This window comes from Anaerovibrio lipolyticus LB2005, from assembly GCF_000621545.1.
In the GTDB taxonomy this organism is placed as follows: domain Bacteria; phylum Bacillota; class Negativicutes; order Selenomonadales; family Selenomonadaceae; genus Anaerovibrio; species Anaerovibrio lipolyticus_A.
In genome coordinates, this window is the sequence record NZ_JHYA01000001.1 from 13,343 (window position 1) to 30,409 (window position 17,067).

Genomic DNA, 17,067 nt, shown 5'->3' on the forward strand with positions numbered 1-17,067 from the left:
TCAATCATAAAAGCACCTTGCGAGTCTTTGGTCCACTTTGCTGGGCAATTTTCTCCCCGCCAATAGGTTTGCCGGAAGCTGGCACAGCACGCTCTTTTCCCCACTCGCGAATTGCCTCAATTTTTTCTGGGCTGGTCTGGGACAATGGAATTACATTATTAAATGCTGTAATTATATTCTCCGAGGTCAGTGTAAAATTCTCATTTGCAATTGTCCTATATGCCAAATCGCGTACAGTGGACTCTAAATCAGCACCAGTGAAGCCATCACTGATTTGAACAATTTTATCTGCAAACTCCCCGCTAAAGTCCATGTCCAAGTATTTTTTCATATAGAGAGCCAATATTTCCCTGCGCTCATCAACTGTAGGAAGATCAACAAAGAACAGCTCGTCAAAACGACCACGCCGCAAAAGCTCCGATGGAAGCATAGAAACGTCATTCGCCGTTGCAACCACAAACACTTGCTTTTTACATTCCTGAAGCCAGAACAGGAACTGCCCTACCATTCTTGTGGATACGCCGCCGTCTCCGGCACCGCCAGTGGCCCCAGACAGACCTTTTTCAATTTCATCAATCCACAAAATACAAGGAGATACATTCTCCGCAGTAGTCAGAGCATCCTTAAGCTGCTGTTCTGACTGGCCCACATAGCTTCCCTGTACTGTAGCAAAATCCAATCGATAAAGAGGAAGTCTCCAATTAGCAGATATGGATTTTGCAGATAACGATTTTCCGCACCCTGGAACCCCCACCAGCAATATGCCTCTTGGTGGTAACAGACCCTTGGCACGCAACATATCTCTTTTTTCAGGCTTCATCAATTCCTTCTTCTCATCCAACCAGCTCTGGAGCCCTTGCAATCCGCCCACATCTTTCAAACTGTCATCCACATCGATTTTTTCCAGCCCGGATATATCGGAAAATAAGCGATTTTTTGCATACCTAATTTCATCCATATCAGATTTTAAAATACGTTTGTTTGCAATCAGTGCCGCAATTACGTTTTCTGCCTCGATTTTGCTTACTCCTGCCAACGCAGAGGCTGCTTCCCGAATATCATTATTGTCCCATTCTATTTGGATTTCACTGCGATAATCGTCAATATACTCCTTAATAATGGAATACATTTCATCCTCTGTAGGCAAACCGATTTTTACAATCATCCCTTGCCGCTGCAAATGATTCCATACAGCATTGTGGGTCATAACAATCACGACCCCACCTGTTTCATTAGCCAGATTTACCAATGCCAGTAATTGCTTTGATTCGCTGTTTTCAGTACTTATATCCGGAACCTCAGTCAACACAATGGTCAAATATTGTCTGCGCTGCATCTGCTCCGTTATATAATCTATGGCACCATAGAAGGATTTGTCTTCATTGACGACCTTGTCAGTAGTGATATCATAAATTCCCCTAGAGGATGTGTGTACTAAAAATGACAGCTGCAGTTCCTCGGCCGTATTCTTGAGGATATCCAGTGTTCGCCCATGTTCTATGGTATGAATTGCAATAAAAGGTATTCTGGCGATAGAATATCTTTTTAACAGTTCCTTGCTTTTATTGATATCACTCACAAAACTACACCCCTTTCAAGGAATTTACCTTATTGTTACGCACTATGCTCAGCAACTTTCCGCTACGATCCCGTTTGGCGGAATCCTCCAATGAATGTTGCATCTTATCCGCCTGTTCTTGAACCAGCTCCTGCAGTTTTTCTCGATGCTCTGCTGGCAATACTGGCAAATCGAGAGCCGCAGAAAGAAAACGCATTTCCTTTCTTACAGCCAAAATGGCGCGTACAATGGATGACTCACTCCCCATTGTTCTCCCCATGTCCTTTTGAAATTTGTCAGTAGCCTCATTCATCCGATGATTCACCGCATCAATCAATCTCTTGGAAAATCGTTCTGCAACACCCGATTGCCATTCCAATTCTCCATGTTGCATTGCCTCCAGTACATCTGTATCGTTTTCCCCGCCCTTAAAGAGCTCAATCACTGTTACCCATTCAGAATATTGGCGTGGCGCTGGTATCATGTCTATCGCTTCCTCCTTACCGGCATTTGCGGCGGAACCAAATCCCATGAAGGCAAGCCCTGGGCAAATGCGCCCTTTGCCTCTTCGTTGATTTCTGAACTGTCTGCCTCGTCAGATGCAAATGCCTGTGGATCAACAGTGGCATACCCTGGCTTCTTTTTTTCAGAGGTGTCGGCTACCCCGTTGATGAAATCAGCCCTCATCTTGGCATCCATAATTTCCTCTCCTCCTTATACCCGAATAGTGCGCTTTGCCCCAGCAAGTCTCTTAACATATTGCTCCGGCTTAATCTGTTCCAGAAAATCCAATACCTTTTGGCTCTCCGAATCCCTATTGGAAAAATCCGCACGGAAGTCGACGACCTCCGCCAAAACAGCTCTAATCATTTGGCTGCCAGTTTTCACTTTTTTGGCAAATTGTTCCTCAATGTCCGCACGCACTTTTTCCAGTTCTTTCTTGCGTGAAAAATGCTTTAAGATACATCCGAATCCAGCCAATACTACCACAACTCCCAATTTCCCGGTTTGGGCCATTATCAGGCCGACAACAATGAGCGCACCACCGCCGTAAAGACAAAATTTGTCAAATAGTGTGAGCACATGAGGCGCAAGTGCCTGTTCTTTTTCGGCATCTACTTCCCCTTGGTATTTCGCTAATAATTCAGCCTCATTAGTCCCGTCGACGGTTGTCCCTTGGAAGTTATCAATTGTAAAAGGAATCTCATGAGGTATTTTCATCCGGTTTTTCGCAACAATATCTGTATAGGCATTGTAAATCCAATCCCTCGACAAAGCTATGGCAAGTTTTTGGGTTGATGGGCTGGCATGTGAACTTGCGGCATTCATAGCAGCATCAGTCAAAAGCTGGGTAAAATCCTTGCGGGATTCAAACGCTGATTTTTCCAAAGTCATATTTCTATTTGCACGGTCCTCATCACCATTGAATTTTACAATCAACATATCCAGCTGTTCCTGCCTGCGGAGCGGTAATTCTTCTTCATCATAATCTGTCACAAGACTTTTCAATATACTATCCAGTTGTTGCTCAAGTTTCATGCTTGTAGAGGGCTGGGCAAAAATCTGAGAAAAATATTTCAGAATTTTTTCGTGCAAACTAGCTCCTTCCAAAATATCTGCCATGACAGGCCACAATGCCGTATAGCGTCTAACATATTGGTAGGAAGACGTGTCGATTGGCGTACGTTTTGCAATGATTGCATTGGACCACTGTCTTGTCTGCTGTTCAACAAAACCTGTTCTTTCAGATAAATATGCCAACCATTCGTTCATTTGTCTGGCAACAAGTCCCTCCGTGTCCGCCCCGAACAAGCCGTTGGCATAAGCATCAAGTATTATAACAGCTGTGCGCTCAAGAGCTGCTGCATCCTGATTTGCCAAATAACGTTGCAACCATTGAATACTTGCTCTTTTACGTGCAGCCCTACGGCATACCAACAGGAAAAATAAGGACGTCTTTGTGTCGCTTCTCCTGATTCCTTCCTTCAGTGCTCTTTCCGCCAGTTCCGGCTGATCGCTGATCCAGGCCGCCAAAGCAACAAGACAAGGAGCAAGCCAATATCCTGGTGTAGAAAGCATCAATTCCTCAGTAGCGGTGCTTATTGTTTCCTTTCTTACAATTCCCAAATCGTCCGCCTGTAAAATACCAGTGGCCGTACGACGAACAAGCTCGTAATGCCCAAATTGACGTTCCAGTGTCTGCCGAACTTCTATAAGGTCAGTCTTTGCCCGTTGCAGATTATTAGCCAAATGCTGATACTGAATAAACTGTTGCAGGTCGTTTTTTAAAGTATCAAGGGTATCATCTACATCGCGCATGCGTTCATCCAAGCGACCAATGTCATCATTAATACGTTCCAAATCCCTGCTGATGTCCAGCAAATTATCTTCAATTGTGCTAAGATCAGCTTCCTGAATTATCCGTTCACTCACGACCATCCCCCCTTGTATATCAAAAACGATTATTCATACTGCTTTATCATATATTTACAGCTTCACGCAGCTTTTCCCACACTTTAACCATTGCATACGTATCAAGACCACAGTATTTAAGCAAATACCCACGATATTTTTCCAGTTCCTCTGGAGACATGTCAGCCATAGCTAGAAATGCATTTGATGCTTCAGTGCCATTATGAATACCTTCAAGATTGTGATAATCCAGCGCAGGATCATCCGGAAATAGTGCTGGTAACACAAGCTTGATAGAAGAACGTCCCTGCATTTCCTTGACATAATAATGCTCATTATGAAACGGCATCTCAAGGTCTTGGATATGGTCATGGATATTCATCAAGTGTTCAGCCAAGTCAGGGAAAAGTTCCGCTAATTCCTTTACACGCCCTTGTTCGAATGATTTATGATATGCCAACGTACAACCATTCAACGTAATATCCATGCAAAGCTGCTCTGCTATCCCTCTACGTGGGTCTTCTCCAGGATATGCCAGATATTCCTTGTGTTTTAGTTCCCCTCCCTCCTGTTCAATATAGTGAAGGGAATACTGAAATACTATCTGTGCATAAGGCTTTGCATTATCATATTGTGGTACGGCCATTTGGCAAGATTCGAAATCAAGGAAATACAATGGATAGGATAACCCCACCAAAAATTTTTGAATCTCCTCTTTTTCAATATGCGGTGCCTTTTCAAAAAGCTCGTACTCTATCTGTATTTTCTTCACTCCTGCCTTATATAGCTGGTTGAAATCGATTATTCCCTGATGATAATATTGGATTTTTTTCTTCCATTGTGGTGAGTTACCCGCGACATCAAATACATTAGGTTGTGGCAGGTGTCCGGTACAGTATTTCCAACAGTCGCACATTACACCATCTCTTTTGCAATGTTCATCAATGATATCTGGAGATTCGTCCTTTTGCTTCATGTACTCAGTAAATTTACCTAAATTAGCCTCCACCTCATCATGCTTGGCCTTTGCTTGTTCTGTAAAATCCACCACTGTGAAAAGATCCTGCAAATCAAGTTCTCCATGCCGCACATATTTATTGTTCAAATGCATTAAATAGACTCGATTCACCTCAAAACCACACTTTTCCACCACAAAGCACTGGAAAGCTACATCATCATAATAATGATCCTTGATTTTCGCGGTACTCTTTACCTCATAAATATCCACTTTTTTCCCGCCAAGATGATGTAATATATCAACGCTACAGAAAAGATTGTCTACCGCAAAGGACGCCTCTGCAATGTACTCTTGCCCATTCTCCAAAAGTTCATTTGTCCGTGTAACCATGCTACCGAGATTGTTCTTATTAAAGGGCACAACAACACAACCATCAAATCGCTTTTGAGCCAGTATCCCCACCTCATTGCCAACAGCAATACGTTCTTCAGAGGCCGGCGACTCATCGATAATCTCAGGCTTATTAGTTTTTAACCACAATGCCTTAGGGCACTGTGTCGCCATTACATACTTCGACTTGGAACAAATCAATGTAGATACCTCTGTAATCATATCGCCATATCCCAAATCTTTCATTTTTTGAATGAACTTTAAAAAATTTTTCTTAGTATTAGCTGCACCCCATTCTCTGCAAATAACTACTGTAGTATTATCTCTCAGTACTATAGGATAATCTGTTAAAAATCTTGATTTATCCTTGTCTGGTACTTCAGAAAGATTCTTTATCACGCCGTATGACCCCTGCAAATCCTTAGGAAATACTCTGCACAGTCCTTCATAATTAATATCAGGATGTTTTTCAACATAAAGGCCCACAACAGATAATACAATTCTTCCTAATGCGGTTTGTTCACCATTAAATAGGTATCTTGAAGTTTTAGATTTGCCAGTTGGTTTATTATCATTATTTTTTTCTTTTTTAAATGATGTGCCATATTTTAGCGGCTTTGGTAGTTCATCTATGAATGAGCTGCTTACGTTGTTTACCATCGCCAGCTTATTAAATTGTTGCATATTTTCTTGTCCATACCTTGTATAAAACTGCTGACGCACATAATTTATTACATCAGGATTTTCACCAATCAGATAATTTGAGTTTCCACTTTTCGGGACAAGGAAATAATTTAACGGGTCACAAAAACGTAGAAAATGTGCCTTGACAATATTCTTTTCTTCATCAGTCCAAATATCTGGGAGACGTCGTACATGATCTTCATTTTCTATCCAATCCGCCACCACCCCTCTAGGAAATAATTTATCACTTAAAGCTTCTGGCAAATAGAAATCATCACTTCTATGGTTATTTTCCTTTAAACTAGCAATATGTGCCAAATACCAACCTTTCCCATTTAAAATCCCCGTTTCTCTAGGATGTCCAAGAAATTGATTTTTGTTGGCTATCAACGCTTCTTCACTTTTTTTGCCATTATCATAGTGCATTGGATACATATTATCATTTAATAATTTAGCAAATTCCTCTGCTGTGGGAACAATGCCCTTGTGAGCCATATTATAAATCTCATGTACCTCAAAATTGCTGGCAAACACGTAGGAGCAACCGTCAGCCATAACAGTTTTTGCAGCGCGCCTATTTTTATACGGTCTTAGCCCGCGCTGTTCCCAATTCTTATTATTTCCGCCTTCATATTTTCTTATCAAAAATACCGCATCCGACCGGTCAATATACTCAACCAACATTTTGTGCCAAGCAATAGCGTATTCGCTGTCTATTAGTGTAGGTTTAATACATTTCTCATACAATTCAGTAACGGTTTTTACTTCTTCATATTCTGGTAATGAAATTTCAAAATCAATTATCTTCTTTTCATTATGCCTTGAAAAATAATCTTGAATTCCTGTAAAAATTGCCATCAGTCAGTTCCTCCTAAATCCATGTCCTGAAGTTGTCTGTTTTTTCGGTCCGCCCCAATTAATACAGGTTGCACATCTTAGAAAATATGTAGGATCCGGTGCCATAAATAACCATCCTTGTAATAAATGTAATACATCTTTAATTTAAGTTTTTTGACCTCTGCATTCACTTCTATAATCCTGCTATAAGAAGGATATATATTATTTAGCCTACTTTTTTAAGCATCAAATTAAAATTCACACTCAAGACCGCAATCAAGCAGTTCCTCCTCCAGTTTTCTCTTCATGATAACAACACCGGTCTTCTTCATTGGGCAGTGTTTCTCGGACATGGAATGAATTACATTGTCGGCAGTAGAAAGAACATTCTCAATTTCTTTGACAGCCTTATTTACAATTTTATTGCAGACCGCATGTATATCAACATCGTTGAAGTCAGTGTTGTCTATTTTAAGTGGCTGCATGCTATCTTCTTGGATATTAAAAGTATAGGCAATCCCGTTCTTATATAAAACAGACTCAACATATTTAAAAGCTTCCATCACATGTTTTGATGGTACATGTTCCTTAATTTCATTCTCAGTATCAAACATAATTTTTTTGAAATGCTCATCCACCTTCTCAGCAGTTCTTTTGGCAATCTTGTTACTCAATTCTCTGGTCTCTAAATACATTTCACGATACCTAGCGCCTTTTCTCTTCAGCATAACAGCTTTGTAAAGCTTTTTCTTGATGTTCTTGCCCCTACGTTTAACATTTGCCATTTTATTCAACTCTCCCCTGTCCCCAAAGTAAACCATCCTGCATTTATAATCATTTATTACTTTCTATACACATCTTTAAAATCCTGCTGTATGGAAAAATATTATTATCCTAAACTATTGAGGAAATGCGGCCATGCTGGTTTATTCTGCATATACATCAATATAAGCCTGCTGATACTCTTTTGGATAGTGAACTTTATAGTACACCATACGATATAAAAGAGCTGTATAGTCAATGGCCTGGGCTCTGGAAACCAAATATCTGATCTTTTGGCAGGAGTCAATATACCAATCTGGTATATTATGTTCTTTTAGAATTGCCACCATATCAGGTTTTATGCCACGTCCCTTGCGTACAGCTTCCATTATTTTAACTGCCGTCATTGGTTCAATTCCCATCCCAATAAGGTATGTCATAATATCATCACGTGTAGCTATAACCTCTTTGAAGGTACACACCCCATCCTTAAGCAGAAGTTCGGTATTATTATTCCATGCCCCGGAATCAAATGATGCCAATGCAATGATTTTTACAAGCTCATTCATACTGCTTGGCTTTACCATGGACATAATCTGGTAAAACAGCTTGCTTAGTTGAATTCCCATTTGCCCAGATGTTCCCTTATTCTCTTTCATGACATCACCAAATGATTCTGGCTTCAAGGAACATAAACATGATAGCGTTTCAGCATCGCTAAGGGATATATCTCTAATCCGGTAATTAGTACTGTCCTCCATTTTTTTCAGAAAATCCATCTCCCTAAGTGGCAGCATATCAAGCTTTATCAGATCCCCTAATAGTGCGCGATAATCAAAATAAGTTGTTAACCACTGATCATCAGTATCTTCGGATATATACTGAGTGGGCGTAAAACAATGAACATCCATATCCTGGGGAATCAGCATCAATGCGGCTGGATGAACGCCTGTATCTGACGGGATATTTATTATCCCCGGTTTAAAGACGTTATTTTCCCCCAATATTTCCTTTATATATGAACGAAGCATCGGGATCTGCTGAGCAGAATAACAAATGTCAATATCCGGTATTTTTCTGCCATCAAAGCCAAGAAAAACTGCATAAGACATGTCCCAGCCGTCTTTTATCAGCGGTTCACCGCAAATAGGACAATTTTGATCAGGTAAATCGGCTCCAAATACGTATTCATTATCAGTAGCAAATTCACTGTGTTTACATTTTGGGCAGCGCCAATGGGGCGGAAGAGGATTAATATCCGTAATCCCCAACAGATTTGCAACCAATGAGGAACCTACGGAACCGCGGGAGGTAGTACTATAACCATTCCCATGGGTTTTATCTGCAAGCTTCCGGGAAATTAAATACAGCGACGAATAACCATTCCTGGTGATAATTGACAGTTCCTTATCAAGTCTTTCTTTCACCACCGCAGGGAGATTTTGACCATATATCCTGTGCGCTGCTTCGTATGAAAGATTTTTTACAGTTTCTTCCGCCTCAGGCAAAACAGGCAGATGGATTCCTTCCGGTATTGGTCTTAGTCGGTCAATCATATCTGAAATAAGCTGCGGGTTATTGATCACAACATCATAAGCTGTTTTTTCTCCAAGATAACTGAAGGATTTCAACATTTCATCTGTTGTTTGTAAAACTTCTATACCTTGGTCAGCAGCCACTACGGACTTATTAATTTTTGCCGCTAACTCCACAAGTTTTATATTGGTGTCACACAAATCATCATCTGGCTGAATTTCCAAGTAATCATAAAAGGCGGCAATTTCCAAAAGCCTTTCTTCACTTTTATGTGAGGCTATGGCCTGTATAAGCTGACCATCAAGCCCTGCAGCCCCTACGAGTAATCCTTCACGGTGTTGTTCCAAAATTTCTTTTGATATACTATGAGCCTCGTTTCCTGGCTTGGTATGTAATAATGTAACCAAGTTATACAGATTTTGAAGACCAATCTTATTTTTGGCCAAAACAATCACGTGATATACAGATAATAAATCTGCATCTTCCGTCGACAATAAAATTTCCATGCCGTAGATTATTTTGATGTCAAGATTATCCCCCTCAACAATTTGCATAGCCTCCGGAAACGCCTTTACTGAACAGATATCAGTGATTGCCACAGCTTTCCGACCTCTCCGGGCGGCTGTACTAATATATTCTTTCACGGACATTTCATTAGCTATTTTACTTGATAATTTCATAATTATTCCCCCTAAGTTTAAAACAATAATGTATAATACTAATATACGTTGAAATTTAAATTGCGCTCCAAAATCAATCAGCCTGATACGGAGGTGTGAGTTTTGACAGAAGGTAACAATCTGACAGCTACAGAAAAATTAAGAAAAGCCCGAATCAGAATAATGAACAAACAGCCTTTTTTCGCTTCCCTTATTATGCTCCTTACACCAGTTGAAGATGATTCTATAGGAACAGCAGCGACTGATTCAAAAAACCTATTCTATGCTCCTTCTTATATAGAAAAATTGTCTATTGAGGAAGTTATTTTTGTGTATCTGCATGAGATTCTCCACTGTGCCTTAGGACATATCTGGAGACAAAAAGATAAGGATCATAGACTTTGGAATATTGCCACTGATTATGCAATTAATGGTATGTTACATAACGATATAAAACTAAATCATTTTCTCAAAATGCCACCAAGTCTGCTATATAAAGAAACATATTATGGTATGTCAGCGGAAGAAATATATGATTCCCTTAAGTCAGATATTGCTAGAGCTTTCGTTAGCGTTAGCGTTGGCAATGGTGATGATGGTGATGATGAGCCTCAAAACCATGTTTTATGGAAAAATGCTGATAAAAACGAACGGATAAACTGGCAATACAATACCAAGATTGCAATTAAAAATGCAGAAAGATATGGTAAAGCACCTTCATATCTTACAGAAATAATTAAGCGGTTAAAACCACCACAAAAGGATTGGCGAACTCTATTGAATGAATTTGTCCAAGAGGAAATAAATGATTTTTCACTTATGCCGCCGGACAACCGTTTTGATGGGGATTTTTTCATTTTTTCCTTTTCCGATACAACAGAAGTGGTAAAAGACTTGCTGTTCTTTGTTGATACATCTGGTTCCATGCGAATAAATGAATTAGAGGCTTGTTATTCGGAAATAAACGGTGCCCTCCAGCAATTCAATAGGCAACTACAGGGTAAACTTGTTTTTTTTGATGCAGTTGTCCATGAACCATTATACGATTTTGACGACATCAAAGATATCAGATCTGTATGTCCTATAGGCAGGGGCGGTACCTGTTTTTATGCTATATTTGATTTTTTAAAAGAATATAAGAATGCTCATAATCCCATTGCGGGTGTCATTATTTTAACTGATGGACAATGTGACTACGATGACATCGATGCACCAGATTTTCCTGTTCTTTGGGTATTTACTACCCATGACAACAATCCACCCTTTGGCTTATCTACTACCATCGAAGTCAGCCCATAACAGTTATCCTAATATGACGCATATTAATTTTGTACGAGGGAGGAACATATAATGTCTTATATGGATATGATTAGTAATGAAAATTATTCACAAATTTCCTGTAATAAATTTATCAATATCATGTCTGCCCTGTATTCCGAAGGAGATTTTTCCAAACAACCAACCAAAATGTTATGGGGCCAGCCAGGTGTTGGTAAATCCCAGGCAGTACAACAATTTGCCAACATACTGTCAGAAAAAACCGGTAAAAAAACTAATGTAAAAACTGTTTCCTTACTGCTGATGAATCCTATTGACCTTAGAGGTATTCCAGCCAAATCGAAAAATGAACGGAACGAAGATGTGGCCAAATGGTTATCCCCGGATATATTCAAATTGGATCCCAGTGATGATGTTATCAATATCTTATTTTTGGACGAAATATCAGCGGCTCCACCATCTGTTCAGGCTGCGGCATATCAAATATGCCTTGACAAACGCATCGGCGAGCATGTTCTCCCGACCAATACTATAGTAATATGTGCCGGCAACAGGGTTTCAGACAAAGCTGTGGCATTTAAAATGCCTAAGCCCCTGTCCAATCGTCTTACTCATTTTGAAATAATTGCTGATTTAGATTCATGGCGTTCATGGGCTTACCAACACAATATCAATGACTCAATCATTGCGTTTATTACATGGCGACCAGATTACCTTAATAAATTTGACCCCTCAAACGATGATGTGGCTTTTCCTACTCCCCGTTCCTGGGAATTAGTCAACACTTATATGCAATTTGGCTTTGAGGAAATGTTTGAATGTATAGCTGGAACCGTCGGACTGGCAACAGCCATTGAATTAAAATCATTTATTGATCTTTCCGTAACACTACCTACTTTTAGTGATATTATTGCCAACAAAGCCGAATTACCAGCTAATAATGATCCTGCTGTAATGTATGCTATTTCTTCAATGATTACTTCAAATGTAGTGCAAAATGGCTCTACGCTTAAACTGAAAGAAAAGAATAATCTGTTTAAATATATTGGCTCCTTTAAGCATGATGAATACATTCTCCTTACATTGCAAGATATTATAAAAAATTGCCCTGAATTTAATAAATATCTTTTAAAAAACAAAGATACCATCAAATTTATTAAGCAATTTCGCAATGATTTAACTAATTAATCACCATTAATTAATGCACAGATGTTTGTGGGAGTGATAAGCAATGGATACAAATATTTCTGCAGAAAATTTAATTTTAGATCACATGGCACTTAATACCATATATATCATCAGCAAAGAAGCATTGGCAAAATTCCCAGATAAATCTATAATTATCGGCGTGGACTACAAAATGGAATTTTTAACAGGGACTGAAGATTATGATTTAGTATGCTGTTATAAATTCCAAAGATATGATTATGTATATTATATTTTTTTAAATCTTACAGGTTGGAGACACCTCCTTATAATTAACGAACCAATTAACGAAATTGGCCCCGCAAAAACATATCACAATCCTAATATTTGTAGCAAAAAAGCTGTTGAGGAAGCAAAAGAATTACCCCGTGTTTTTTTTAATCACTTTCACCTATACTATGATATAGTCAACGATAAAATTCACTGTGAATATAATATTAACAGCTATATGTATAGAAATGAAATAAACGCTTTATTTCATTCTCTACTTACTTTTCTTGCACTTAACCCGTCAGAGCATCCAGATGTTTTACAATTTTTGCAAAATAATATTGTTGATAGATACATAAAAAAAAGAGAAAGCATTCTATTTACCTTTAGCAAAGACAGAACGACTGTTAGCCATTTTACCTATATTGATTTTTATAATGAATCAGCTAAACATATATTAGTTGCAGCCGTATATATTGATCAAACTGATCAAAAATGCTATTTTTTGGGTGGGCATAAAGCAAGGTGTATTGATGATTCATTGAGGTTAAGCAATAATAATAAATACTACATTGACAATCAAAACATGCCCAATAGGAAATATTATGATTTGTCAAAAATGAATGTTGATGATAATGAATTTAGTTATTTTATCGAAAATTTTTACCCACATAAAGCCTCAATCGCCAAAATAGACTATTACTATGATAGTGGCTTATTAATTAGGTCAACTGATGATCGTATTAAAATAATTTTTAATACCTACAAAGAAAAGGAAGATGGTATTTTGTTCCTTTTCAAGCGTAATATAGTAATCGATGAGAAATTACAACTAAAATTTAAAAAATTACCAAAAAAAGCCAAACGCCTTGATACTGAACACTATCGAAAAGTTATTGATCGTTACTTAGCGACAATAATATAACCCCGTTTTTTAAAACAATTCATAACCACCCTTGCCCATTTAGAATAATCCTGTCCCCAGGCCCCCTTCATATTGCCATCAGCAAGTTCTTTTAATATTTCCTTCCGTGACTGGAAAAAGCTGGCAAATTCAGGATAATCACTGCCATATTTTTTCAAAAATTCTTTAATGTTTGCTTTTGCAAATATTTCCATTGCAAAGATCAAGCCCTCCAAATCTTCATAACCATGTCCCATAAAATCCCTGTCCATACAGCCAGCAAATATTTTGCTAAGCTGATCCAGAAGGCCAGGGATTTTTTTCACCCCATTATACTTTGTAAGGGCATGAACAATAATTCCGGTTATCATATATGTTGGTTCATATATGTACATAACACGGGCATCATCCGGCATATCAGAAATATCTTCCATGTGCCAAAGAAGAATTTTGGAATTATGCTCAGTTCTCTTCGCTGCTTTTAAAACGGTTGAAATAAAATTGACTGACTCCGCCTCGGAAACCTTATTCTCAATATATTCCTCAAAATTTTCTTTCACAATTTCCAAAAATTTATCCGGTTTGTTCTCATTAATAAAATTAGTGTTCATAATTATCCCCCCTATAATTTTCCCAAAACCTTAAATCAGCAGACCAGTTAGGATCAAAGAAAACATCCAAAACCTTGACATCCTTGTACTCGTCCAAAAATGGCTGTCTGAGCAGTTCATCCTGTTCCTCAGAATTTAAATAAACAAGCTGGCTTCGTAATATTTCAGTTGGAGCAACACCTTCCTGTATCAAAACATGCCCTCTCATTACCTGCTGCTGAATATTTTTTTCATTGTCCCAGTAGCTGTGTAATCTGCCAGGCAACAAAATACCGATAATAATGCTTAAAAGCAGACTCAATACAGTCAGCAGGCACACACATATAATGCTTTCTGGTGGATTATTCAAACCAATAATTGTGCGAATAGCAAGATCCAGCCCTCCAGCTATTCCCCCAAGCAGTCCTATTACCAATATACTCATTCCCAACTGCCTCAAGATATTAATTTTTTCATAAATTTTCTGACGGCCGATTGAACCAGCACGCTGCAACGCTCCTTTAATATCCTCCGGTTTATAGCCATTGAGAACCATTTTTTTGCCCATGTGATATACAAAATTCGGATAATTTTTATCCAAGGAAAATTCAACAGCCGAAGTGATTCCCCTCCTTCTGAGAACCCAACATGCCGTAAGAAATAATCTTGCCAAAAATAGAGATTCGCCCTGCATTCTGTTTTGAAGTGGTAGATCACTGGCAAAAACTTCTTTCCACTTGGCGTTAAAGGATACTGCTGAAAAAACGACAAAGCCTATGCCAAGATATGTGATTAATACAGGCCAAAGGTTATCCAAATACAGCGTAGCTGTTGCTCCACCGATAAACAGGATAACTCCGAGGATAATATACCATTCTGTTTCCATATTTCTTTTCATAGCAATTCCCTTTCCTTTCATTTACTACATCATGCAAAAACCAATTTGATGTTTTTCAGCTGGCTCCGAACCAAAAAATTCGTTTTTAAAATCATTAATAGTAAGATTTTTAATCATTTGTCTGTCAATATTTTCAGCGGAATAAGAATTGACCAGATATTCAGCGTGAGAAAGTACAGCAGCCTCCAACACATTGCGAACAAATCGGCCATTGCCAAAATCCTTTTTATCAGAAGCTTTTTGGAACAGTTCACGGCAATAATCCATGCTTTCCTCATCCAGCCTGTATCCCTGCTCTTCTGCCATGCACTCAAGAATTCTGCACAACTCATGTGCATCATAGTCAGAAAAGTCCAGATGAAACGCTATACGGCTTCTTAGGCCAACATTACGTTCAATAAATGATTTCATTGGCTGTGGGTATCCTGCAAAAATAACCAGCACATTTTCCCGGCGATTTTCCATTTCCTGCACAATGGTATTTATAGCTTCATCCCCATATAGTCCCTGTCGTTCATCCACCAGAGAATATGCTTCATCAATAAATAGTATTCCCCCTTCAGCTTCATCAAATTTTTTGATTACAATAGGAGCTGTGTGCCCTACAAACTTGCCTATCAGATCAGCCCTTCCACACTCCACGAAAGCGCCGGTGGAAAGAATATTACGCTCCTTCAGTATGCCGGCCAGCAGACGTGCCACTGTGGTTTTTGCAGTACCCGGATTACCGGTAAAAACCATGTGCAGGGCAGGCTTTTTAAGTTCTATTCCTTTTTTCTTTTGGATCGCCTGTATCTGATGTACAGCCAATATGCGATCAACTAATTTTTTTACCTCCTTTAAGCCAATTAATTGCTGCAACTGTTCATAGGAATTATTTTCTACTTTTTCCTCTATTGTTTTATCAGCCGCCTTGATTCTGCGATAAGCAGGGTAATGCTCCCATCTTATTAACTCATCAGCAGCTTTTTCGTAGGCTTCCCAGGCTTCTGTTACAGAATACGTTTTTCCGGCTGTAAAGACGTTTTTCAGTTCCTTGGCCGTGAATTTCCGTTGTCCACGACTAATGGCCAAATAATTTATATACTTTTTCGCTTGTTTTTCCCCTCCAACCCCTTCACTTATAGTGACAAAATCAATCGCACCATTTAAGGATTCAATAAAACATCTGGTAGCATCAAGTTCTTTCTTGGCTGGTACAACCAGAATAAACAGCGTATTATTCCTATGCTGCTTTATTTCAGATACCAGATTATCAATATAATCTTCATGAAATGCATGTTTAAAATGTCCGCCTTTTCCTCTTTTTGTATCCATCCCCTCTGACATATACAGTACCATGGTTGATTGCTGGGCCAAGGAAACGATAGAATTCCAAAAAGAAATTTTACTGTCGTGAGGTACAAAATCATAAAAAGAAAAGATCCTTTTACTTTTAAGCCGATTCCTTGCATAAAGAGCAGATACCAAAAGGTCAATCATTTCCTGGGCTGTTTCTTGTCTTTCAGCCTGTATTATATAGTGAACAGGATGGCCCCAAAATTCATTGCTGTTTTGAGCATCGTATATCCTGTCCAGCTCATCCCGTAAACTTTGATGGGCCATAATATTTTCCGCCTGATGTATTGCATTATTGAGTTTTTTGGGAATGGCAGAAACTATATTTTCTTCAATACGATATTGCTTATGAACCGTCGAGTTTTTATTTTCAAAGTACTCCATGGAAAAATAATTCAAAATGGACCAGTGTGCTCTGATCAAATCTTCTTTATATCCCATTTTCACACACTCACAAAAATCCGAGCAGGTAATTTCTCTCAAATTTGTAATAAAGATACTTCTGATTCCGGAAATTTTATTATCAAAAATCATTTTTATCCGTTCTTCTACTTTGCTGAAATCCTCAAATTTCTGTTCCCGGTTGTGGGCCAATATCACACTGATCTTTTTAGCGTTATTATCTATATGATATACAAAGATACTCTGCCCTTCTTCGGCAATTTCCTTCCCCATGTCCATGTTAATATCCCTGAAAGCATCCCGATTATCTTTCCTGGATGCAGTTGATGCAGACTGTTTTGCTTCTGATTCCTCACTCACAGGAATATCCGTAATTTCTTCATACTGTAAGTCAAAGTGGTATAGCAGCATTTTTCTTCCTCCTCAAATTTTGTCTCTGTTAATC

13 protein-coding genes are annotated in these 17,067 nt (G+C 38.7%); 3 read left to right on the forward strand and 10 right to left on the reverse strand.

Annotation, left to right across the window (positions count from 1 at the left end; translation table 11 throughout):
• Positions 1–4 precede the first annotated feature (4 nt).
• The 7 genes from T355_RS0100080 to T355_RS13000 all read right to left on the reverse strand — a co-directional run bounded on the left by T355_RS0100080 (position 5) and on the right by T355_RS13000 (position 9,817).
• Complete coding sequence (locus T355_RS0100080; RefSeq protein WP_027395961.1) at positions 5–1,579, reverse strand: AAA family ATPase; 1,575 nt, start codon at positions 1,577–1,579, stop codon at positions 5–7.
• 4 nt (positions 1,580–1,583) lie between these two features.
• Positions 1,584–2,042: a hypothetical protein gene (locus T355_RS0100085; protein ID WP_027395962.1), complete on the reverse strand. Its 459-nt coding sequence runs from the start codon at positions 2,040–2,042 to the stop codon at positions 1,584–1,586.
• Between the two features lie 2 nt (positions 2,043–2,044).
• Positions 2,045–2,257 (reverse strand): hypothetical protein, encoded by a 213-nt coding sequence (locus tag T355_RS0100090; RefSeq protein ID WP_037329599.1) that lies wholly within the window; start codon positions 2,255–2,257, stop codon positions 2,045–2,047.
• 15 nt (positions 2,258–2,272) lie between these two features.
• Complete coding sequence (locus T355_RS0100095; RefSeq protein WP_027395964.1) at positions 2,273–3,991, reverse strand: hypothetical protein; 1,719 nt, start codon at positions 3,989–3,991, stop codon at positions 2,273–2,275.
• Between the two features lie 46 nt (positions 3,992–4,037).
• Positions 4,038–6,860: a DUF2779 domain-containing protein gene (locus T355_RS15380; RefSeq protein WP_051555276.1), complete on the reverse strand. Its 2,823-nt coding sequence runs from the start codon at positions 6,858–6,860 to the stop codon at positions 4,038–4,040.
• Positions 6,861–7,090: 230 nt separating this feature from the next.
• Positions 7,091–7,624, reverse strand: coding sequence for a hypothetical protein (locus tag T355_RS0100105; RefSeq protein ID WP_027395966.1), 534 nt, complete (start codon positions 7,622–7,624; stop codon positions 7,091–7,093).
• Between the two features lie 141 nt (positions 7,625–7,765).
• Positions 7,766–9,817, reverse strand: a complete 2,052-nt coding sequence (locus T355_RS13000; RefSeq protein ID WP_051555277.1) for a PHP domain-containing protein — start codon at positions 9,815–9,817, stop codon at positions 7,766–7,768.
• A 102-nt stretch (positions 9,818–9,919) separates the two neighbouring features.
• On the opposite strand from T355_RS13000, the gene T355_RS0100115 reads away from it, so the two are divergent.
• Genes T355_RS0100115 through T355_RS0100125 form a run of 3 tightly spaced genes read left to right on the forward strand, consistent with a single transcriptional unit; the run spans position 9,920 to position 13,415 of the window.
• The gene (locus T355_RS0100115) at positions 9,920–11,095 is read left to right on the forward strand and encodes a DUF2201 family putative metallopeptidase (protein ID WP_027395967.1); all 1,176 of its coding nucleotides are present in this window, start codon (positions 9,920–9,922) and stop codon (positions 11,093–11,095) included.
• Between the two features lie 51 nt (positions 11,096–11,146).
• On the forward strand, positions 11,147–12,262 hold the full coding sequence (locus tag T355_RS13005; protein ID WP_051555278.1) for an ATP-binding protein: 1,116 nt from the start codon (positions 11,147–11,149) through the stop codon (positions 12,260–12,262).
• 43 nt (positions 12,263–12,305) lie between these two features.
• Positions 12,306–13,415, forward strand: coding sequence for a hypothetical protein (locus T355_RS0100125; RefSeq protein ID WP_027395968.1), 1,110 nt, complete (start codon positions 12,306–12,308; stop codon positions 13,413–13,415).
• Here the strand turns inward: T355_RS0100125 and T355_RS0100130 are convergent.
• From T355_RS0100130 to T355_RS14545, 3 genes are read right to left on the reverse strand one after another with little or no spacing between them, the layout of a single operon-like run.
• Complete coding sequence (locus T355_RS0100130; RefSeq protein WP_027395969.1) at positions 13,394–14,005, reverse strand: hypothetical protein; 612 nt, start codon at positions 14,003–14,005, stop codon at positions 13,394–13,396. The two genes, T355_RS0100125 and T355_RS0100130, sit on opposite strands and share 22 nt — an antisense overlap.
• Positions 13,995–14,882, reverse strand: coding sequence for a hypothetical protein (locus tag T355_RS0100135; RefSeq protein ID WP_155851634.1), 888 nt, complete (start codon positions 14,880–14,882; stop codon positions 13,995–13,997). The genes T355_RS0100130 and T355_RS0100135 overlap by 11 nt, the downstream gene beginning before the upstream one ends.
• A gap of 24 nt (positions 14,883–14,906) precedes the next feature.
• Positions 14,907–17,033, reverse strand: coding sequence for an AAA family ATPase (locus T355_RS14545; RefSeq protein ID WP_051555279.1), 2,127 nt, complete (start codon positions 17,031–17,033; stop codon positions 14,907–14,909).
• Positions 17,034–17,067 lie beyond the last annotated feature (34 nt).

What these genes read in the sequence shown, in the direction of transcription:
- T355_RS13005 (WP_051555278.1), top strand. Translation starts at nt 11,147, where the DNA reads ATGTCTTATATGGATATGATTAGTAATGAAAATTATTCACAAATTTCC.
- T355_RS0100085 (WP_027395962.1), bottom strand. Translation starts at nt 2,042, where the DNA reads ATGATACCAGCGCCACGCCAATATTCTGAATGGGTAACAGTGATTGAG.
- T355_RS13000 (WP_051555277.1), bottom strand. Translation starts at nt 9,817, where the DNA reads ATGAAATTATCAAGTAAAATAGCTAATGAAATGTCCGTGAAAGAATAT.
- T355_RS14545 (WP_051555279.1), bottom strand. Translation starts at nt 17,033, where the DNA reads ATGCTGCTATACCACTTTGACTTACAGTATGAAGAAATTACGGATATT.
- T355_RS0100135 (WP_155851634.1), bottom strand. Translation starts at nt 14,882, where the DNA reads ATGAAAAGAAATATGGAAACAGAATGGTATATTATCCTCGGAGTTATC.
- T355_RS0100125 (WP_027395968.1), top strand. Translation starts at nt 12,306, where the DNA reads ATGGATACAAATATTTCTGCAGAAAATTTAATTTTAGATCACATGGCA.
- T355_RS15380 (WP_051555276.1), bottom strand. Translation starts at nt 6,860, where the DNA reads ATGGCAATTTTTACAGGAATTCAAGATTATTTTTCAAGGCATAATGAA.
- T355_RS0100130 (WP_027395969.1), bottom strand. Translation starts at nt 14,005, where the DNA reads ATGAACACTAATTTTATTAATGAGAACAAACCGGATAAATTTTTGGAA.
- T355_RS0100090 (WP_037329599.1), bottom strand. Translation starts at nt 2,257, where the DNA reads ATGGATGCCAAGATGAGGGCTGATTTCATCAACGGGGTAGCCGACACC.
- T355_RS0100105 (WP_027395966.1), bottom strand. Translation starts at nt 7,624, where the DNA reads ATGGCAAATGTTAAACGTAGGGGCAAGAACATCAAGAAAAAGCTTTAC.